We start from the raw sequence: 20,718 nt of genomic DNA, 5'->3' as shown, positions 1-20,718 counted from the left end.
AACACCCTTAAGGGTGTTTTTTTGTATCTGTCGTTTGTGAATTTGCCGGGCGTAAACCCGGCCAAAAGATCTACCCGCGCCGCGCCAGCGTCGCCCCGTCAGAGAAATACGCACGAATCCCTGCCAGAATCGACTCCGCCACTTCCTGCTGGAATTTTGCCGTCTTGAGCTTACGCTCCTCTTCCACGTTACTGATAAACGCGGTTTCAACCAGGATGGACGGGATGTCCGGCGCCTTGAGTACCGCAAATCCGGCCTGTTCAACGCTGTTCTTATGCAGCTTATTGATGTTGCCCAGCTTGCCCAGCACCGCTTTACCAAACTTCAGGCTGTCGTTAATGGTCAGCGACTGCACCATATCGAACATGGTGTGGTCGACGTAGCGATCGCCGCTTTTGCTCACGCCACCGATAAGGTCCGAGGCGTTCTGAGTGTCCGCCAGGTATCGCGCGGCGGTACTGGTTGCGCCTTTGGTTGAGAGCGCAAACACCGACGAGCCGCTTGGCTGACGGCTGGTAAACGCATCCGCATGGATCGAGACGAACAAATCTGCGCGCTGCTTCTGCGCTTTCGCCACCCGAACCTTCAGCGGAATAAAGACGTCTTCATTGCGCGTCATATAGGCGCGCATATTGCCTTCTTTATCAATCAACGCCTTCAGACGACGGGCAATTTGCAGGACCACGTCTTTTTCGCGCGTGCGGTATTTCCCCACCGCGCCGGAGTCTTCGCCGCCGTGGCCTGGATCGAGCATGATCACAATCGGACGATCGCGCCCTGCTTTCCCCGGCTGCGGACCGCTTTGCGCCGGCGGAACCTGACGCTGCAGATCGCCCTTGTTGTAATCTTCCAGCAGGGCAAGAAGCGGATCCTGAATATCCGTCGCATTGGCCGGGTAGAGATCCATGACCAGGCGCTCTTTGAACGTCGCGACAGGCGCCAGGGCAAACAGCTGCGGCTTCACGTTCTGCTTCAGTTCAAACACCATGCGCACGGTTTGCGGATCGAACTGCCCGACGCGCGCCGATTTAATAAACGGATCGTCGCCGCGGATCTGCGCCGCCATCCCTTTCAGCACGGAGTTGAGGTTAACGCCTTCGAGATCCACCACCACACGTTCCGGGTTGCTGAGGGCAAATTGCTTATATTTCAGCACGCGATTGGACTCGACCGTCACGCGCGTATAGGTCGACGATGGCCAGACGCGCACCGCCACGACCTGACTGGTGGCGGCAAGACCGACCTGACTGACGCTAAGCAACCACATTGCCCCGGCCCCTTTTAACAAACGGCGGCGGCTTATTGCTGAATTGGATCCCGACATGCTTCTCCCGAGCAAGAACACTGACTGATATACAAAATGTCCAGATTGACCGAAAACTTTAACGAATGACGCATAAACTGTCATCTATAAAAGGGTAAACAATCATACGCTAACGCACGGATTACTTATCATTTTCTGTGGGTCGCGGAAAATTTGCGCTTGCACACGCGGCCACAATCGAATAAAAATACAGAAATTACGAATAAACATTCATTAAGGGTTGTGCCATGGTGAAGGAACGTAGAACCGAACTGGTCCAGGGATTCCGCCATTCTGTTCCCTATATCAACGCCCATCGGGGAAAAACGTTTGTCATCATGCTTGGCGGCGAAGCCATTGAGCATGAAAATTTTTCCAGCATCGTCAATGACATTGGCCTGCTGCACAGCCTGGGGATCCGCCTGGTGGTGGTCTATGGCGCGCGCCCGCAGATCGACGCCAACCTGGCCGCTCACCAGCACGAGCCGATTTACCACAAACATACCCGCGTCACCGATGCCAAAACCCTTGAACTGGTGAAGCAGGCGGCAGGTCTGCTGCAACTGGATATTACCGCTCGCCTGTCCATGAGCCTTAACAACACGCCGCTGCAGGGCGCGCATATCAATGTCGTGAGCGGCAACTTCATCATTGCCCAGCCGCTCGGCGTGGACGATGGCGTGGATTACTGCCACAGCGGCCGCATTCGTCGTATTGATGAAGAAGCCATACACCGCCAGCTGGACAGCGGAGCCATCGTCCTGATGGGCCCGGTCGCCGTTTCGGTGACCGGCGAAAGCTTTAACCTCACCTCAGAAGAGATCGCCACGCAGCTGGCGATCAAGCTGAAGGCGGAAAAAATGATTGGGTTCTGTTCCTCTCAGGGCGTCGTGAACGATGAAGGAACGATCGTGCCGGAACTCTTCCCGAATGAAGCCCAGGCCCGCGTGGAGGCGCTGGAAGCCGGAGGCGATTACTACTCCGGCACCGTCCGCTTCCTGCGTGGCGCCGTGAAGGCCTGCCGCAGCGGCGTGCGCCGTAGCCACCTGATCAGCTATCAGGAAGATGGCGCCCTGCTGCAGGAGTTGTTCTCCCGCGACGGTATTGGTACGCAGATTGTCATGGAGAGCGCGGAGCAGATACGCCGCGCCACCATCAACGATATCGGCGGTATTCTGGAACTGATCCGCCCGCTGGAACAGCAGGGTATTCTGGTGCGTCGTTCACGCGAGCAGCTGGAGATGGAGATCGACAAATTCACCATTATTCAGCGCGATAACCTGACCATCGCCTGCGCCGCGCTCTATCCGTTCCCGGAAGAGAAGATCGGTGAAATGGCCTGCGTGGCGGTGCATCCTGATTACCGTAGCTCTTCACGCGGTGAAATGCTGCTTGAGCGCGTGGCGGCACAGGCGCGCCAGATGGGGCTGAGCAAGCTGTTCGTCCTGACGACGCGCAGTATTCACTGGTTCCAGGAGCGCGGCTTCACGCCGGTGGATATTGATTCCCTGCCGGAAACGAAGAAAGAGATGTACAACTATCAGCGCCGTTCAAAAGTGCTGATGGCGGACCTGGGATGATACGACGCCCTCACCGTCCGGCGAGGGCGTTCGTTCAGAGGGATTCAAATATCGCGCCCAGCCCGCTTCGGCGTTCCGTGCGGGTGGCAATCGCCTGCACCAGCACGCGTTCATCGGTATACAGCGACAGGCGCTGACGCGCGCGCGTAATGGCGGTATAGATCAGCTCGCGGGTGATGACGGGGGAAAGCTGCGTGGGCAGGACCAGCGCCGCGTGGTTAAACTCGGAGCCCTGGGATTTATGCACCGTCATCGCCCAGGCGGTTTCATGCTCGGGCAAGCGGCTGGGCTGGAAAGACTTCACGCTCCCGTCCGGCATCTGGAACCAGACGCGCAGGCCCTGTCCGCAGTCGAGCGCAATCCCGATGTCCCCGTTAAAGAGCCCCAGCGCGCTGTCGTTACGGGAAATCATCACCGGCCGCCCTTCATACCAGCGCGAGTGCGGGGTACGGTTAATTTTACGCTTTTGCGCTAGCAGCTGTTCCAGCCTGTCGTTAAGACCCCGGACACCAAAGGGACCTTCCCTCAGCGCACAGAGCAGCTGATATTCACCAAACGCGGCAATGACCTGCTCCGGCGAACGCTGCTGTTGTACGCCCGTCAGAAAGTGCTGATACCCCTGCAGGGCATCATCCAGCATCGCCTGATACTCTTCCCCGGTCTGTAGCGATTTTTTCTCAATATCCGTAAAGGTGCCGTCAAACACCGCAGTGGTTGTGCGCCGGTCGCCCCGGTTCACGGCCGCCGCAAGTTGGCCGATACCGGAATCGCTGCCAAAACGGTAGCTTTTCTGCAGCAGACACAGGCTGTCGCGCAGCGCGCCCGCAAGCGAGTGGCTTTCAGAGGTGAGCGTACATCCGGTGAGACGGGCGAGCTCCTGGGCGCGTTCAGCAGTATACCCCAGGCTGGCATAGGTGCAGATATCGCCCAGTACGGCCCCCGCCTCCACGGAGGCAAGCTGGTCACGATCGCCGAGAAAAATGACGCGCGCGTGCGGCGGTAGCGCATCGATCAAACGCGACATCATCGTCAGGTCAATCATCGACGCCTCATCCACCACCAGCACGTCAAGGTGCAGCGGATTACCGGCATGGTAGCGCAAACGCTGGCTACCCGGCTGAGCGCCAAGCAAACGGTGCAGCGTGCTAGCTTCGTTGGGGAAAAGCGCAAGCTGCTCCCCGGTTAGCGGCAGCTTTTGCAGCGCGCCGCCTAACGACTCCGTCAGACGCGCCGCCGCTTTACCGGTGGGGGCCGCCAGGCGAATACGGCACTTTTGCTCACCCGAGAGCTGAATCAGCGCGGCAAGCAGTTTTGCCACGGTGGTCGTTTTCCCGGTGCCCGGACCGCCAGAAATCACCGAGATCCGTCGCGTTAAGGCCACGGCAGCCGCCACTTTTTGCCAGTCTGTCGCGTCGTCAGAGGTAAACAGCGCATCCAGCGTTTGCCGGAGCTGCGTTTCATCGCAGGGAAGCGGGGCGTTGGTCTCGCTGAAGAAGCGCGCCACCGTCAGTTCGTTACGCCACAGCCGGTTAAGATACAAACGCTCGCCGACCAGAATCATTGGCGTCCCGGTATCGGCTCCGCTCACGGCAGGCGAACGGCGTAGTATCGCCTGCCAGTCCACGGCATCACCCAGCAGCGCGAAACACGACTGTAAAGCCGGAGGCATTTTCTCATCCACCGCCAGACGCGACAGCGGCAGACATACGTGCCCCTCCCCCGCGTCTTTGCTCAGAATGGCGGCGGCAAGCATGACGGCAGGCTCCTCGCCTGCCACCATCATGGCAAACTGCACATCCAGGTGGCGCAGTAATCGTTGTTCAACCGCGTCCAGCAGTAGCGCCTGCATCGTCATGCCACCTCCTCCGTGCCTGCAGCAAACAGGTTATCCATTTTTTCAATCAGTTCCACAGCCGGACGCGTGCTAAAGACGCCGGAACGCGGGTCGTTGGCATCCACGCCGCGCAGGAACAGGTAAATCACGCCGCCAAAATGCGCGTCGTAACGGTAATCGGCAATACGATGGCGCAGGTAACGGTGCAGCGCCAGGGTATAAAGCTGGTACTGCAGATCGTAGCGATGCATTTGCATAGCCGACGCCATCGCCTGTTGGGTATAGGCTGTGCTGTCTTCGCCCAGCCAGTTCGATTTGTAATCCAGCAGGTAGTAGCGCCCGTCGTGGCGGAAAACGAGGTCGATAAAGCCTTTTAGCATCCCCTGCACCTGGCGGAAGTTCAGCGGCGGGCATCCGGCGGATAACGGATCGTACTCGCGGATCAACGCATCAAGCGCCTCGGCCCTGAGCGGGCTGGCGATGGGGAGGTAAAACTCCATCTCCACCTGCTTATCTTTGGCGGTCAACTGGCTAAGCGAGATCCCCTGTGCGGTGAGCGGAGCATGCAGAACCGCGCGGATCCAGTCGGTGAGAACCGGCTGCCATTGCGCGCCGTAACCACCGCTCTGTAACATCTTTAGCACCCACTCTTCGGAAACCGGCTGGGTAAAATCCAGTTCTTCAAACAGGCTGTGCAAAAACGTGCCCGGCGAGGCGCCGCGCGGGAACTGGTGCGGCGTCAGCACCGGCTCAACGGGTACGCTACCGGCGCCTGCGGCATCCACGTCCAGTTTTGGCATCAGATCCTGCGCAATACTCTGCCCGTGCTGTTGTAAGCCGGAGTAGCTGGTCACGCGCCAGTCGTCGGCAATCGTGCGTACCACCCGACGGGCATGGAGATCTGACTCGTGCGGCTCCGGCATGTGCCAGCGGCTGTTGTCGGGCAGCGAAGGAATATGCAGGGCAACATGCTCAGAGCAAAGGGATTCGATGCACTGGCGCAGGCCCGCCGCGTCTTTGGGTTCACCCTGCTGAATAAGCCGCCCCAGCGCGCTCAGATGAAAATCGCTCTCCCCGCTCTTTTCGCCCCGACGTCGGAACAGCGGCGCAACGCCCAGGCTGCAGTGCCAGACCGAGCGGGTCAGCGCCACGTAGAGCAGGCGTAAATCTTCCGCCAGACGTTCGGCCTCTGCCAGCTCAACGCTGGACTCCGCGTTGCTGAGATCGAGCACCGCCTCAAAAGACTCGCGATCGTGGTAAAAAGCCTGATCCTGCACGCGGTAATTGGCGATAAACGGCAGCCAGACCAGCGGATATTCCAGACCTTTCGACTTGTGAATGGTGACGATCTGCACCAGATGTTTATCACTCTCGAGGCGCATCTGCTGGCTGGAGGAATTGCTGTTCGGATCGGCAATCTGCTGCGCCAGCCAGCGCACCAGGGCGTGCTCGCTCTCCAGCTGCGTACCCGCTTCCTGCAAGAGTTCGCTGATGTGTAAAATATCGGTCAAACGCCGCTCGCCGCCTGCGGTAGCCAGCATATTCTCCGCAATGTGGCGCTGAGCCATGAGCTCGCGCACCATCGCCATCACGCCGCGCTTCTGCCATCTTTCCCGGTAGTGGACAAATTCCTCCACCACGGCATCCCACGCGGCTTCGTCATTGTTGAGGGTATCAATATCGCGCGCGTTTAGTCCGAGCATCGCGCTGGCTAATGCGCTACGCAGCGTGCTTTCCCGCTCCGGGGCCAGCACGGCCTGCAGCAGCCATAACATCTCCTGCGCCTCCAGCGTTTCAAAGACGCTGTCACGGTTCGAGAGGTAGACGGAGGGGATATTCAGTAACGTCAGGGCGTCGCGGATGAATGCGGCCTCCTGACGGCTGCGGACCAGCACCGTAATATCCGATGCCTTTACCGGGGTGGGGTTATCTCCCTTCCACAGCAGCGCCTCACCCCGCGCCCCGGCACTGAGCCAGTCACGGATTTGCGCGGCACAGTGCTGGGCCATGGCATTTTGATAGTCGGCAACGCCACAGCCTTCCCCATCCAGCAGCCAGAAGTTCATGGCAGGCTGCGTCACGCCGTTAAACTCGAAGCGCAACGAGGCATTTTTCGGGGCAAATTTTACCGGCTGAAACGGGATCTCCCGGAACATAAACGCCGTATCCATACGGCTAAACAGCGCGTTGACGCTTTCCACCATGCCGGGAGAGGAGCGCCAGTTAGTATCGAGCGTGTAGTGCGCGTCAACTTCGCTGCGGGCTTTCATATAGGTGAAAATATCCGCGCCGCGGAAGGCGTAGATGGCCTGTTTCGGATCGCCGATTAACAGCAGCGCGGTGTCGGGCTGCTGGCGCCAGATACGGCGGAAAATGCGGTACTGCTGAGGGTCGGTGTCCTGAAATTCGTCTATCATCGCCACCGGGAAGCGGGTGCGAATCGCGGCGGCAAGCGCTTCGCCATTCTCACTGCACAGCGCCGCATCCAGGCGGCTCAGCATATCGTCGAAACCCAGTTCACCCCGGCGGCGTTTCTCGCGCGCCACGGCTTCACGAATTTCGGTCATGGCACGGGTGATCATCAGATCGTTGAGCGTGAGGGGCTCCGCCAGCAGGGTTTCAATCGCCACAAACAGGGGATGCTCAGGCACAATGCCGTCGGCTTTGGTCCGCTCAGCCAGGAAACGTTGGGAGAATTTCTCCAGCGCATCCGGGAGCTGATAGCCCCGCGTCTCTTCCTGCGCCCAGGCGCTGACCTTGTCGATCCATTTTGCCTGATTGCCACGGTTGAACTTACGACGGTCAATCCCGGAATTTTCGATAATGGCGTCAATCTCGCCGACTGACTCCATCCATTTTTGCTTGATGTCCGCAATTTTCGCGATGATTTTTTCATGCCGTGAGGCCAGAGTTTCATCTGCCGGCGGCGGGGATTTAATGACCGGCGCTTCCCCCTGCAGATAACGATCGATCGCGCGCAGCAGCGCTTCCGGGCCTTTCCAGAGCGCATGTACCGCTTCGGCGATATCACGCTGTAAGGGGTAGCAGTGGCGACGCCAGAAATCCGCGCAGGCCTGATAGCGAAGCACGGATTCATCTTCAATGAGCTGCTGTTCGAACAGCATACCGGACTCGAACGCGTTCAGGCTCAGCATGCGCTGGCAAAAACCGTGAATGGTAAAGACGGACGCTTCATCCATCTGCCGTTCAGCGAGCAGCAGCCACTGGGCGGCCTGCTGCTTATCGGCAATCTCTTCCAGAAGGCTGGCGTAGAGGGGGTTATCCGTGCTCTGACGCAGACAGGCAATGCGCAGCTCGTGGATATTGGTACGAATACGGCCCCGCAGCTCCGCGGTAGCGGCCTCGGTGAAGGTGACCACCAGCAGCTCTTCCACGCTCAAAGGACGTGGAAAAGCAGCGTTGCCGCCAAGCCCTAACAGCAGGCGCAGATAGAGGGCGGCAATGGTGAAGGTTTTTCCCGTTCCCGCTGAGGCTTCAATCAATCGTTCACCCTGCAGAGGTAAACGTAAGGGATCAAGGGACTCAGCGGTATCGGTCATTCTTTCTTACTCCAGGGCATAGATTGCTGCAGCGCGCTGACACTCTTCCAGACTTTCCAGCCTTTCGGGTTTACGTACTCCGTTTTCCCGTTCTGGCTACCGGAAACCTGAGACAGTATGGTAATACCCTGCGGCTTAATGATCGCCTGATGGAAGAAGTCGGCAACCTTCTGCGGCGTCAGCTGTTTTATCTCGGCCACTACTTTATCACGCGAATCAAATTTCAGATTACCGCGATCGAAATCTTTGCTCAGCTGCGAGGCTTCTTCACCCAGCGTCTGCGGCGGCTGCATCACCTGCGCGATGACGGCCTGCTGGATCTGGGCAAACTCTTCCGGCTTCATGGCGCGCAGTTTTGCTTCTACCTGCGGGAAGAAAGCCTGGTAACGCTGCCAGAGATACGCCGGTTGTTTATCGCTGCTTTGCAGCAGGAAACCCAGCCCCCACTGACGACCGACGTTCATGGAGAAGGCAAACACCGCGTAGCCAAGCTGCTCCTCTGTGCGTAACTGGTTATAGAACCAAGGCTGAATAATCTGTCCCAGCACGGCGCTCTGCGCTGAACTGGCGAATTCATCATAGCCCGTTGGCACAAAGACCGCGGCCAGCGCGGAATCCGTGCTGTTACCCGCCTTTTCAAAAATCACATTCTGTTTTTTCTCAACCAGCACGTCCTGGTTGCGGCACCACTCGTCGCCTTTAGAGCCGAGCTGAGTGCGAACATTCTCCGCCAGGGTTTTGGCCTGCTCCTCACTCATGTTGCCGACGATCAGGAACTCCGGACGCGTGTTGCTTTTCAGCGCATCGCGGTACGCGAGCACGTCTTTTAAGGAGATGGAAGGCAGCAGCGTGCGGCGATCCTCACGCTGGAAATAAGGAACCTGCGACAGCATTTGCGCCGGCATAAGCGCCAGATCGTAAGCCTTGCCCTTCTCGGCAGAATCCATCATCTGGGCATACCAGGATTTAGCCTGCTCAAGCTGCTCCTCCGTCGGCGTGTAGCTGAAGTAGCCCTCCAGCAGAGCCTGGAACAGCTGAGGCAAGCGCTGGGTATAGCCGTTTGCATTAAGCATCAAACCGTTATTGGCGTTGGTGGAGAAGCTGATCCCGCCCACGGCGGCCTGGTTGCTGAGCTGATCGAGCGCGATACCGGCGAGATAGTCATTGAGCGCGAACATCACCTGATTTTTGGCGGTGTTCATGGCTTTCGGGTTACGCAGCACCACGCTGACATCGGCTTTAGGCTCACTGGCGAAATAGCGGCTTGGGGTATACACGACGCGCAGCGTTGGCTCATCAATGATGAGTTCCGGGTGCGGGTAATCTTTCGTCGTTTTGATCAGCGAGAAGTCATCCGGTATATAGGGGTTCAGCTCCGGCAGCTTCAACGCAATCTCCCCGGCCTTTTTCTGCCAGTCGGCGAAGGTCTGAGCGCTGATTTTATCCACCTGATAAGGGGCATCGACAAAATACGCCGTCTTGTTATGCGGTTCGTTCGGGCTGATGTACCAGATGCGGGCATTCTCCGGCGTCATCATCGCCAGGCGAGCTTTTACCGCCCCGGCATCGTACCGGTCGGCAATATTCACCGCGTCGAGAGTATGTTCCACCGGCACGCGGATCATGGTATCCGCCAGCCACTCCACATAATCCATGTCGCGGGTGATGGACGGGTAGCGGAAATCGAGATCCAGCACGTGCGCGAGTTCATCAAAATAGCGCTTATCGACGCCTTTCTCGCGCAGCAAAGCGAGGTAGCTAAAGATAGCCGCCACGACTTCATCGCGGTTGGCCTGTCCTTTGTCGGTCAGCGTCGCGGAGATCGCCAGCACGCCGCTATTGCCGTTCACAACCGGATCGGAGTCGGCGCGAATGCCTTCCGCCAGCCCCTGCTTTTGCAGCCAGTCAGACAGCGTACCCGGGCTACGGTTACCAATCAGGTAGGTGACCAGCTCATCGGTTTTACTGCGAAACTGTGCCGTGTTGTTATCAATGCGGAATTCCACGCGCAGCACTTTGCGCGGCATAGCAGGAACGTAGTGGATCACGATGCCTTTTTGCGCATCCGTGACCACCGGAACGGTGATTTGCGGCAGGTCGATATTTTTATTCGGCACCCGGCCAAAGGTTTTGGCCGCCATGGCTGCCAGCTCTGGCAACGGTTTATTGCTGTAGATGACCGCCTTCATCAGGTTGGCGGAGTAGTATTTATCGCGAAACGCGTGCAGGGCATCCAGCACCGGGCTGTTCGGTTTGTCGCTCAAGGTTTCCAGGTTACCCCCGGAGAAGCGCGAGCCCGGGTGCGCAGGGTTGATGGTTTCGGCGCTGACCTGCGCCATGCGCATACCGTCTCGGGTGCGGGCCATGGTCAGCTCGGCATTCACCGCATTGCGTTCACGCTCGGCGTATTTTTTATCCAGCAACGGCGCGGCGATGGAATCAGCGAGGCGATCGACCGCCCCTTCCAGCGCATCATTTTCGACTTCGAGATAAAAGGCGGTGCGGTACGGCGCCGTACTGGCATTGTGGCTGCCGCCATGCATCTTCAGAAATTCGGACAGGCTATCTGGCTGCGGGTATTTTTTTGACCCCATCAGCGTCATATGTTCCAGATAGTGTGCAAGCCCAGGATGAGCGTCAGGATCTTCCAGCGACCCAACCGGCACCACTAATGCCGACAGGGATTTCACCGCCTGCGGGTCGGAAACCAGCAGTACGGTCATCCCGTTATCAAGGCGAATAGCCTGATATTGACGGGTATCCTTTTCGCTCTTACGGATAGTTTCCTGAACGGGTTGCCAACCGGAGTCTGCGTGAGTGACGGGCGCCCAAAGGGCAATAAACAAAACAAACGCTTTAAACAAGGTGCTGCCTGGCATTACGACCTCTTTATCACGGCTACATCATTAACAAACTGCGTGCTGGACACGCCAACATCTCTTTCTTTGGGTACATCAGTCCGTGATAAGAAATGCATCATAAATGAACACCCTTATCTGCGCAATTTTTATACAGCACTCAGGACTGATTAAATTTAAACAACGGCAGCAGGTAGCGCTGCGCCTCTTCCGTGATAGCCTCCAGGTATTCTGGTTCGAGCGTTCGCCACAAACGCTGATACCAGACATCATCCCCTTCGCCCCGCACCATCATGTTTCCTTCGTAGGCCTGCATAAATTTGCTGCGTGCTTTCTGCAGCGAAGCCTCATCCGTTAACATCGCATCATTCTGCGCGTCATAACAGGCTTTTATCCAGGCGCCGCCACTTTCCGGCAGTAACAGGAGCGGTTTGTTCATTCCCTGGCGGTAGCCCTCAATGTACAAAGAGAGATACCCTAACGCCTGCTCGGCTTCCATCGGCGGGAAGCGCCACTCGCCCTCTTTGCGCACGAAAATCCGGCTTTCGCCTTTATGCCCACCCGCACTGTAGACAAGATGTTCGAGCCAGAGTTGCAAACCCTGGGAAACGCTGAGCATAGAGGGCCGCCAGCGCAGCAGCCCATCCGGCTGAACCTGGGTTAACCAGCCCGTGAGCTGTACCCCGTTGCAGTTGAGATCGATTTCAATACTTTTCCCTGGCTGTCGGCACGCTCGTACGCGCTCTGCCAGGGCGGTCATCTCCTGACACTGCGCCTCCCAGACGATCTCCCCAAACGCTCCGTAGGGCAGCTGACCTGCAGCACGGTAGCGGCGGTAAAGTTTGTCGGCATCTTCCTCTTCAACCAGCGCGTTCAGCAGCTGCAGATTTAACTGATAGCGTTCCAGACCTTCCAGCGTAAACGGCTCTGCCTCAGGAATTTCGCTCTCTTCAGAGCGGAAGTTGACCTGCAGTCGTTGCTGGAAAAAGGCGCGCACCGGATGCGCCCAAAACCGCTGAAGCTGCTCGAAGGTCAGAGTGTCGATAGGGCGCGGGTCAAGTTCCTGAATGAAATCGGTATGCGCATTCCCCTCCTTTTTCGCCGCCGGCAACCACTCAAGGGCGTAGCTCTGGCGCTCGCTGGCAATATAGTTCACCGGGTCAAACGGCATGCGGCTGTGGAAACAGGTGATATGGGCTTTCACCCTCTGCTCGCTCTCATCACAGTTGCGCTCCTCATCTCCCGGCAGGTAGTGGCTCTGGCCGATATAGTCCACCAGCTCCTGCACCAGCACGGAGGGGAAACGCTCGCTGTTGTCCTGAATGGAACGACCGATATAGCTGATATAGAGCTTACTCTGCGCGGAAATGAGCGCTTCCAGGAAGAGATAGCGGTCATCATCACGGCGGCTACGATCGCCCCGTTTTGGGTTTGCGCTCATCAAATCGAACCCCAGCGGCGGCAGCGCGCGCGGATACACACCGTCGTTCATGCCAAGCAGGCAGACTACCCTGAACGGGATAGAACGCATGGGCATCAGGGTGCAGATATTGACAGGACCCGCCAGGAAACGCTGGCTGATTCGCTCCTGGTCAAGCCGCTGCGTCAGCTCATCCCGCAATAGCGACAGCGGGATGGCCTCGTGGTAGTGAGAATTCACGCCTTCGTCGATGATAGCCTGCCACTGGGTTTCAATGAGCGCCATCGCCGCTTCGGTGTCATTGTCCGGCAGGAAGAAATCATTGAGTAACGCCCTGCAGACCGGGAGCCATTCTTCAAGTGGACGCGGCTGCAACAGCGCATATCGCCAGCGGTTAAGCTGCATTAATAGCGATGCTAAATGCCCCACCAGTTCAGCAATTAACCCGCTGGACTCATCGTAAGGCAGCACCTCATTCCACTCGCCCTGGCTGCTTTCCATGGCATAGCCCAACAGCATACGCGTCAGGCCAAATCGCCAGGTGTGCTGCCCGGTAGGGGGAAGCTCGAATTCCTGAACGTTATCGTCATCGATCCCCCAGCGTACGCCAGACTCGTTAACCCACTGACGAAGGTAGCGCAGGCCCTCTTCATTGATGTTGAAGCGTGCGGCCAGCACGGGAACATCCAGCAACGCCAGGACGTCTTCGGAGATAAACCGGCTATCCGGCAGTGACAGGAGAGTGATAAACGCCTGCAATACCGGATGCGACTGACGGGCACGACGGTCAGATATCGCGTAAGGCAGGTATCGCTCGCCCGTTGCGCTGCCAAAAACGGCCTGAATAAAGGGACTGTAGCTATCGATATCCGCCACCATCACCACGATATCGCGTGGCGTCAGGTCAGGATCTTCCTGCAGCATCGCCAGCAGCTGGTCGTGAAGCACTTCGACCTCACGCTGCGGGCTATGGCAAACGTGGAGCGTGATACTGCGATCGTCAGGATCGAGTTTTCGCTTATTGTCGCTGCGTTCGAACTCGTTCGCCGTCACGCCCATGACGGCACGGTTTTCCAGATCCAGAATATCTAACTGGATATTATGCAGCAGGCTGTCCGGGGCGATCTCAACAAAGGCATCCACGTCACCTTCCCCTGAGGAAGTGATGTCTGAAAGCATGTGAATGTAGTCACGTCCCAGCTTCCCCCATGAGGCAAGCAGCGGATTGGGCAGGTTCTGAATACCCTCTTCATCGAAAAGCTGCCCGGCCGTCGAGCCGTCTTTAAACAGCGGGATGGATCGTTCTTCAAAAAGGCGTTTTCGTTGGCGGGTCACCAGCCGCGCAAGCCAGCGTTCGTCGAGGATATCCCCCCAGTACTGTCGGCAAGGGTTGGTAAACAAAATATGGATATCAATATGTTTACCCAGCGCATTCAACGCTTTCAGATAGACAGGGGGTAATGCGGATATTCCGCAGATAAATACGCGTGACGGCAGTCGGGCCGGGCGCTCCGACGCATTTTCAAGTATCGAGATAAACCGATCGTAGAGATTGGCACGGTGCCACTTAGGCTGGCCCAGTTTCTCCGTATGCTCTACCAGCGCTTTCCACAGCGGGGCCTGCCATATTTGCGCCTCCGGCAGGCCTTCAACCAACTCGCCCGCTTCCCAACGAATTAACCAGTCAGAGCGATAAACAAGGTATTGGTCGTAGAGATCGGCGGTGCGCGACGCCAGCTGGAACAGCTTACGCTTGTCGGTATCGTCATTGAGGTAGTGACGCAGCATGGCAAATTCATCGTGCTGCAGCATTTCCGGCAGCAGCGCCATCAGCTTCCAGCTCATGGCCTGCTTGTTGAACGCGCTCTGCTCCGGGATATCCGGCAACACGCGGACAAACATCTCCCAGATGAAGCTCGCCGGCAGCGGAAAATCAATATTCGCGGCAATACCAAACTTGCGGGAAAGCGACATTTGCAGCCACTGTGCCATACCGGTGCTCTGCACCAGCACCATTTCAGGCTCAAAAGGATCGTCAAGCCGCTCGCGCTCAACGATAAACTCCATCAGTGCTTCCAGCACATCCAGACGATTTGAGTGGTAGACCCTTAACATAGACGCTCCCGACTACTGGCTAACCGGGCAATGCAGACGCGTTAACTCACCGCGCCGCCCCAGAGGAGAAATAAGTGTAACCGTGATGCTGACACATCCTGCGAGCGTTGTCTGCCCCCGACGGGCCTGCCAGCCTGCAGGAAGAACATTTGTTGAGAGCTGAGACTGGTTCCAGGCATGGTGCCAGAGCTGGCGATACTGATTAAATGCGGTGAACCGCGCCGCCAGTGCCCGGTGATACCCCGACAGTGCGGTCACGACCACCAGCAGCAGCATCATCGCCAGCAGGACCTCAACCATGCTAAACCCTTTTTCTCTGCTTACGGCAGCTGACATAACGCGCTCTCCTTAAGGGGACAAAAATCGCTCCAGCCGTGAGGCGAAAAGCGCACGTTCCCGTCGACGATCTCTCCTGCACGCCAGAGCAGCAGGTCGTTGCCGCTGGCTATCAGTAGTACACGCGCCTCACTCAGTTGACGCAAACACACTCGCCATGTCGATGTCGTTTTGCACTGGATTTGTAGCTCTGGCGCCCAGAGCTGAACACGTCCCCACTCAAGCGCGGACTGCGCCGTCGCCTGCTGCTGAAGCGAGCGGCTCTCACCGCCAACGAGCGCACTGAACGTTGTGACCTGCTGATTGAGCCCCGTCAGGATCAGGGTACCGAGCACCAGTAAAAGCAGAACCAGCGCCAGCGAAGACATCCCGCGTTGACGGCTCACAGGTTATACCCCGTGACCGAATACAACGCCTGCCAGGGTTTCCCTTTATCGCCTTTACGCCTCGCGGCCAGTTCGATAATTACCTCTGGCGCAAAACCGGCATGTTCCACTTTCCTCACGACAAAATGCGCGATCGCAAGCCTGTCCGGGTCCGTGAGCTTTTCCCACCCTTTTCCTTCACACGACGTCGCGCCACGCAGGGTTTCCAGCGCCCCCGATTCCAGACGAAAACCGGTGCTGTCATTTTCTGATGCGCTGCTATCCCAGCGACCGTTACTGTTGGCATCCCACCGCACAATGATGCAGCTCCCCTGCCTGCCGATCGCCAGCGCCTGTCCCTGGCAATTTCCCGCGCAGTACCCCGCACGCTGAAGCTGTTTGCCGAGGGCGAACAGGTGTTGCCAAACCTCTTCTTCCAGCTCTCGCTGGCCGGATTGCAGTAATACGGCCCGCTGTAGCCCGGGTAAAAAACGCGATGCGCTTATCAGCAAAAGGCTGCTCATCGCCGTGGCAATCAGCACTTCTGTTAGTGAGAAACCGCGCTGCCTCATCAACATGCACCTCCCTCAGAGACCTGACACATCCTGATGCGTCCTCCATTTGAGACCATAATCAGCCATTCTCCAGCACGGCTTTGAACGCGTATCCGCCCCGCCCATGCCGTATCCCGTAATCCATAGAACCCGAGGGACGGCGTGACCTCGCCGATCGTGACCTCAGGCCAGAGGGGTATCAGCACAAAGGGACTGTCCTTCTCACAGCCTTGCACGGCAGAGCTCGCCAGACAGTCCCGGTCCCCCGTCCGCTGACGGGTAATTTGATGGTCGCGGTTGTGGCGGTTGGCATGGTTGCGCAGAAACAGCAGGTAATCTCGCACCTGGCTGGCGGTTTGCCACAACCGCTGCTGCCGTTGCCAGCTGTCCCAGCCGTACAGGCCCGAGGCGCTAAGGATGACGACAAGCGAAACGGCGACCAGCGTTTCGATAAGCGTAAAACCGTTCTCTTTTTTCATACCGGGAGTGTGGCGAAGCGCCGTGGACATGACGAGCATCGGATCCTCGTTTTACGAGACGTCATCCGGAGAAGTGGGTGAGTTGCAGCGCGTTGCAGGCTTTCTGGATAGCGCTTCGGGAAACGGGAGAAAGGCGAAAAAAAACCGGCGCTAAACAGCACCGGTTGTGTCAGGCTTTATCGCATCAGATCGCGACGGGCGCTTTGATGCCCGGGTGCGGGTCGTAGCCCTCAATCTCGAAATCATCAAAGCGATAGTCGAAGATTGATGCCGGTTTGCGTTTGATAATTAGCTTCGGCAGCGCACGCGGTTCGCGGGTCAGCTGGAGATGCGTCTGTTCCATATGGTTGCTGTAGAGATGGGTATCCCCACCGGTCCAGACGAAATCGCCCACTTCCAGGTCGCACTGCTGCGCCATCATGTGAACTAACAGCGCATAGCTGGCAATGTTAAACGGCAGGCCGAGGAACACGTCACAGGAGCGCTGATAGAGCTGGCAGGAGAGCTTTCCATCCGCCACATAGAACTGGAAGAACGCGTGGCACGGTGCCAGCGCCATTTTATCCAGCTCGCCGACGTTCCAGGCGGAAACGATGATGCGGCGCGAGTCCGGATCGTTTTTCAGCTGGTTCATCACGGTGGTGATCTGGTCAATATGGCGGCCATCAGGCGTGGGCCATGCGCGCCACTGCTTGCCGTATACCGGGCCCAGATTGCCGTTTTCATCTGCCCATTCGTCCCAGATCGAGACGTTATTTTCGTGCAGATACGCAACGTTGGTATCGCCTTGCAGGAACCAGAGCAGTTCATGAATGATCGAGCGCAGATGGCAGCGCTTTGTCGTCACCAGCGGGAAACCTTCTTGCAGGTTGAAGCGCATCTGGTGGCCAAAAATGGAGAGCGTACCGGTGCCGGTGCGGTCGTTTTTCGGCGTGCCCTCATCGAGCACTTTTTTCATCAGTTCAAGATACTGTTTCATGGTTCCTCAGGAAATCTGTTGCTGTGGACGACGACGATACGCCCAAATCATCATAATGGCACCCGCGACAATCATCGGAATGGAGAGGATCTGCCCCATGCTGATGTACTGTACCCACTCGCCGGTAAACTGTGCGTCCGGCTGGCGGAAGAACTCGACGATAATACGGAATGCACCGTAGCCGATCAGGAAAAGGCCGGAGACAGCCCCCATCGGGCGCGGTTTGCGGATAAACAGGTTGAGGATGATAAACAGCACCACGCCTTCCAGCGCCAGCTCGTACAGCTGAGACATATGGCGCGGCAGCACGCCGTAGGTATCGAAAATGGACTGCCACTCAGGATGCGACGGCAGCAGCGCCATGTCTTCCGCGCGCGAGCCCGGGAACAGCATGGTAAAGGAAACGCTCGGGTCGACGCGGCCCCACAGCTCACCGTTGATGAAGTTGCCCAGACGGCCCGCCCCGAGACCAAACGGGATCAGCGGCGCGATAAAATCGGACACCTGGAAGAAGTTGCGTTTGGTGCGTTTGGCAAAAATCACCATCACCAGGATCACCCCAATCAGGCCGCCATGGAAGGACATGCCGCCGTCCCAGACGCGGAACAGATAGAGCGGATCGTTCAGGAATACCGGGAAGTTATAGAACAGCACATACCCAATACGGCCACCGAGGAATACGCCGAGGAAGCCCGCATACAGCAGGTTTTCAACTTCGTTTTTGGTCCAGCCGCTGCCAGGACGGCTGGCGCGACGGCCAGCGAGCCACATGGCAAAAATGAAGCCCACCAGGTACATCAGACCGTACCAGTGAAGCGAAACAGGTCCTACTGAGAAAATGACCGGATCAAATTCCGGAAAATGCAGATAACCACTGTTCATCTGTCACCACAAGATGTTGTTATTCCGCTGAAAGTGGACAGCGGTAGAAATGCGATTCTGCCGTAAGCAGAGGCTCCAAAGTTGCGAATCATAGCACAAGGCGGACGCGGAGGATGCGCCCGAGATGTAAAAGATGTGTATAGGGTTTTATGCGCGCTTGTGCCCTCACCTCGCCCCTCTCCCTGTGGGAGAGGGAGAAAGGCTTTAGCGGCCGCCGCGGATCAGACCGCCCATACCGCGTCGTTCCATAAACGCCGCGACCTGATGACGGACCTCCGCTGCCAGCTGCGCCTCAAGGCTGCGTTCTGCCAGCTCGCGGGCATCATCGATGTCGATATGCCGCAACAGGTATTTCACGCGAGCAACAGCGCGACCGTTCATCGACAGATGGCGGTATCCCAGACCAATCAGGATCGCAACGCACATGGAATCCCCGGACATTTCACCGCACAGGCGTAAATCAATGCCGTACTGCTCCGCTTCTCGGGCAATCATCGCTAAGGCGCGAATAATCGCCGGATGCAGGCTATCGTAGATACTGGCGACGCGGGTATTGTTACGGTCGACGGCCAGAATATATTGCGTCAGGTCGTTGGTGCCGACAGAGATAAAATCAACGCGGTTTGCCAGCTGCGGCAGCATAAAGACCATGGAGGGCACTTCAAGCATGACCCCAATCCGCGGTTTCGGGATCGCATAGCCGATCATCTCTTCCACTTCACGGCCAGCACGTTCGATCAGCCGCCGGGACTCGTCGATCTCATCAATGCTGGTGACCATCGGCAGTAAGATGCTGAGATTGCCCGTCGCCGCGTTGGCGCGCAGCATCGCGCGCACCTGGATCAGGAAGATCTCTGGCTGATCGAGCGTAATGCGGATCCCACGCCAGCCCAGGCACGGGTTTTCTTCGCTGATCGGCATATAGGGGAGCTGTTTATCCGCCCCGACGTCCAGGGTTCGCAGGGTGACTGGTTTGTCGTTAAACATTTGCAGCATCCCCTGATACTGCGCCACCTGTTCCTCTTCAGAGGGGAAACCGCTTTGCAGCATGAACGGGATTTCAGTACGGTACAGGCCAATGCCGTCGATGCGGCTGCCCAGCTTCTCTTCGTGCTCGGGGCTTAAACCGGCGTTGAGCATGACTTTGATCCGCTCACCGCTCTTAAGCTGGGCGGGCAGGTTAACGTCATCTTCCGCCAGCTTGCTTAATTCATTCTCTTCGCTGATAAGACGCTGGTATTCCTGGAGCAGAACCGGCTCAGGATCGACCAGCAGCTCACCGCGATAGCCGTCGACCACCAGCGTACGTCGGTGCAGCACCGACGGCTGAATGTCCGCCCCCATAACGGTAGGGATGCCCAGCGCGCGCACCATAATGGCGGCGTGTGAGTTGGCGGCACCATCGCGCACCACCACACCGGCCAGCCTGTCCTGCGGCAGTTCAGCCAGCGTCGTTGCCGAGAGTTCGTCGGCGACCAGAACAAACCGTTTTGGCCAGGCATTCGGGCCCTGAATGGTGTCATCAAGATGGAACAGCAGGCGCTGCCCCAGAGCGCGCAGATCCCCTGCCCGCTCTTTCAGGTAACCGTCGGTCAAAGCCGCAAACTGGTCGGCAAATTTTTCGATGACCTTCTTAACCGCCCACTCTGCGACCGAGCCTTTATCCACTTCCGCAAAAAGCTCACGACGCAGACGCGCATCGGAGAGCAGGTGCGAATAGAGGTCGAAGATAGCCGCCGTCTCTTTTTGCGCGCCTGCGGCAAAACGCTTGCTGTAACGACGAAATTCATTCGCTGCCTCTTCCAGCGCGGCGGTGAGACGCTCGCGCTCAAGCGCTTCATCAAGCGTTGAGGCTTCGTAAACCTGCTCCATTAACGGCAGCGTGGCGTCCATCCAGCCTTCAGCAATCGCCACACCTGGCGATGCCGGAAGGGCACGAATGCGCGTATGGCGATACTGACCAAAGAGCGCGGCAAGCTGAGACTGAGAGAGGATCGCCGCCATCTGCGTGGCCAGCGTGACGAGGAAAGACTCCTCGCTTTCGTCGTACTGACGTAGTTCACGCTGCTGGACAACCAGCACGCCGAGCAACTGGCGACGCTGGATAATCGGCACGCCAAGGAAAGCGCGGAAGCGCTCTTCTTTTACGGAAGGGATGTATTTAAAGCTGGGGTGTTTTTGCGCGTCAGCAAGGTTAATGGGTTCAGCCAGTCGCCCAACCAGACCCACGATACCTTCATCAAATGCGAGCGTAACGGTGCGTCCACGTGGTTTTTTCAAACCACGGGTCGCCATCAGGTAATAGCAGCGCCGATCGTGGTCGGCCAGATACACCGAACAGACCTCGGTCTCCATCGCAAGACAGATGTCGGTGACCAGAATATTCAACGCCTCGTTCAGACGCGGCGCGCTGGCCACCTTCTCGACTATTTCTCGCAAGCGGGTGAGCATGA

Annotated in this window: 13 protein-coding genes; 1 reads left to right on the top strand and 12 read right to left on the bottom strand. The window is 57.7% G+C overall.

From position 1 onward, the window contains the following. Positions 1 to 70 precede the first annotated feature (70 nt). Positions 71 to 1,324 carry an N-acetylmuramoyl-L-alanine amidase AmiC gene (gene amiC / locus F3J31_RS13775; RefSeq protein WP_021242006.1) on the bottom strand — a complete coding sequence of 418 codons (1,254 nt, stop codon included), beginning with the start codon at positions 1,322 to 1,324 and terminating at the stop codon, positions 71 to 73. A 227-nt stretch (positions 1,325 to 1,551) separates the two neighbouring features. Here amiC and argA point away from each other — a divergent pair, with 227 nt between their 5' ends. Further along, positions 1,552 to 2,883, top strand: coding sequence for an amino-acid N-acetyltransferase (gene argA / locus F3J31_RS13770; protein ID WP_167213648.1), 1,332 nt, complete (start codon positions 1,552 to 1,554; stop codon positions 2,881 to 2,883). A gap of 34 nt (positions 2,884 to 2,917) precedes the next feature. Here argA and recD read toward each other — a convergent pair whose 3' ends face one another. The 11 genes from recD to ptsP all read right to left on the bottom strand — a co-directional run bounded on the left by recD (position 2,918) and on the right by ptsP (position 20,716). Then, complete coding sequence (gene recD, locus F3J31_RS13765) at positions 2,918 to 4,738, bottom strand: exodeoxyribonuclease V subunit alpha (protein WP_167213645.1); 1,821 nt, start codon at positions 4,736 to 4,738, stop codon at positions 2,918 to 2,920. Continuing rightward, positions 4,735 to 8,277: an exodeoxyribonuclease V subunit beta gene (gene recB, locus F3J31_RS13760; protein ID WP_167213643.1), complete on the bottom strand. Its 3,543-nt coding sequence runs from the start codon at positions 8,275 to 8,277 to the stop codon at positions 4,735 to 4,737. The genes recD and recB overlap by 4 nt, the downstream gene beginning before the upstream one ends. Next, positions 8,274 to 11,156 carry a pitrilysin gene (gene ptrA, locus F3J31_RS13755; RefSeq protein WP_167213640.1) on the bottom strand — a complete coding sequence of 961 codons (2,883 nt, stop codon included), beginning with the start codon at positions 11,154 to 11,156 and terminating at the stop codon, positions 8,274 to 8,276. Before ptrA ends, recB begins: the two co-directional genes overlap by 4 nt. A 139-nt stretch (positions 11,157 to 11,295) precedes the next feature. Then, on the bottom strand, positions 11,296 to 14,670 hold the full coding sequence (gene recC, locus F3J31_RS13750; RefSeq protein WP_167213637.1) for an exodeoxyribonuclease V subunit gamma: 3,375 nt from the start codon (positions 14,668 to 14,670) through the stop codon (positions 11,296 to 11,298). A 12-nt stretch (positions 14,671 to 14,682) separates the two neighbouring features. Beyond that, entirely contained in the window at positions 14,683 to 15,006 is a 324-nt protein-coding gene (locus F3J31_RS13745; RefSeq protein ID WP_048029169.1) for a prepilin-type N-terminal cleavage/methylation domain-containing protein, read from the bottom strand. After that, a complete protein-coding gene (locus tag F3J31_RS13740; protein WP_167213634.1) occupies positions 14,991 to 15,392 on the bottom strand; it encodes a DUF2509 family protein in 402 nt (133 codons plus the stop codon). Before F3J31_RS13740 ends, F3J31_RS13745 begins: the two co-directional genes overlap by 16 nt. Further along, positions 15,389 to 15,949 (bottom strand): prepilin peptidase-dependent protein, encoded by a 561-nt coding sequence (locus tag F3J31_RS13735; protein ID WP_167213632.1) that lies wholly within the window; start codon positions 15,947 to 15,949, stop codon positions 15,389 to 15,391. The genes F3J31_RS13740 and F3J31_RS13735 overlap by 4 nt, the downstream gene beginning before the upstream one ends. After that, positions 15,943 to 16,404: a prepilin peptidase-dependent protein gene (locus F3J31_RS13730; RefSeq protein WP_167213896.1), complete on the bottom strand. Its 462-nt coding sequence runs from the start codon at positions 16,402 to 16,404 to the stop codon at positions 15,943 to 15,945. Before F3J31_RS13730 ends, F3J31_RS13735 begins: the two co-directional genes overlap by 7 nt. A gap of 184 nt (positions 16,405 to 16,588) precedes the next feature. Continuing rightward, positions 16,589 to 17,383: a thymidylate synthase gene (gene thyA, locus F3J31_RS13725; RefSeq protein WP_014885081.1), complete on the bottom strand. Its 795-nt coding sequence runs from the start codon at positions 17,381 to 17,383 to the stop codon at positions 16,589 to 16,591. A gap of 6 nt (positions 17,384 to 17,389) precedes the next feature. After that, a complete protein-coding gene (gene lgt, locus F3J31_RS13720) occupies positions 17,390 to 18,265 on the bottom strand; it encodes a prolipoprotein diacylglyceryl transferase (RefSeq protein ID WP_048224706.1) in 876 nt (291 codons plus the stop codon). Between the two features lie 204 nt (positions 18,266 to 18,469). After that, positions 18,470 to 20,716, bottom strand: a complete 2,247-nt coding sequence (gene ptsP, locus F3J31_RS13715) for a phosphoenolpyruvate--protein phosphotransferase (RefSeq protein WP_167213629.1) — start codon at positions 20,714 to 20,716, stop codon at positions 18,470 to 18,472. Positions 20,717 to 20,718: the final 2 nt, after the last annotated feature.

Origin of the sequence: Enterobacter sp. Acro-832 (genome assembly GCF_011752745.1) — a bacterium.
Taxonomy (GTDB): domain Bacteria; phylum Pseudomonadota; class Gammaproteobacteria; order Enterobacterales; family Enterobacteriaceae; genus Enterobacter; species Enterobacter quasiroggenkampii.
Note: the sequence above shows the minus strand (reverse complement) of the source record. Positions and strands in the feature narration are given on the sequence as shown.

Coding starts and splice junctions, on each gene's coding strand:
- amiC (WP_021242006.1), bottom strand. CDS start 1,324: ATGTCGGGATCCAATTCAGCAATAAGCCGCCGCCGTTTGTTAAAAGGG.
- argA (WP_167213648.1), top strand. CDS start 1,552: ATGGTGAAGGAACGTAGAACCGAACTGGTCCAGGGATTCCGCCATTCT.
- recD (WP_167213645.1), bottom strand. CDS start 4,738: ATGACGATGCAGGCGCTACTGCTGGACGCGGTTGAACAACGATTACTG.
- recB (WP_167213643.1), bottom strand. CDS start 8,277: ATGACCGATACCGCTGAGTCCCTTGATCCCTTACGTTTACCTCTGCAG.
- ptrA (WP_167213640.1), bottom strand. CDS start 11,156: ATGCCAGGCAGCACCTTGTTTAAAGCGTTTGTTTTGTTTATTGCCCTT.
- recC (WP_167213637.1), bottom strand. CDS start 14,670: ATGTTAAGGGTCTACCACTCAAATCGTCTGGATGTGCTGGAAGCACTG.
- F3J31_RS13745 (WP_048029169.1), bottom strand. CDS start 15,006: ATGTCAGCTGCCGTAAGCAGAGAAAAAGGGTTTAGCATGGTTGAGGTC.
- F3J31_RS13735 (WP_167213632.1), bottom strand. CDS start 15,949: ATGTTGATGAGGCAGCGCGGTTTCTCACTAACAGAAGTGCTGATTGCC.
- F3J31_RS13730 (WP_167213896.1), bottom strand. CDS start 16,404: ATGAAAAAAGAGAACGGTTTTACGCTTATCGAAACGCTGGTCGCCGTT.
- thyA (WP_014885081.1), bottom strand. CDS start 17,383: ATGAAACAGTATCTTGAACTGATGAAAAAAGTGCTCGATGAGGGCACG.
- lgt (WP_048224706.1), bottom strand. CDS start 18,265: ATGAACAGTGGTTATCTGCATTTTCCGGAATTTGATCCGGTCATTTTC.
- ptsP (WP_167213629.1), bottom strand. CDS start 20,716: ATGCTCACCCGCTTGCGAGAAATAGTCGAGAAGGTGGCCAGCGCGCCG.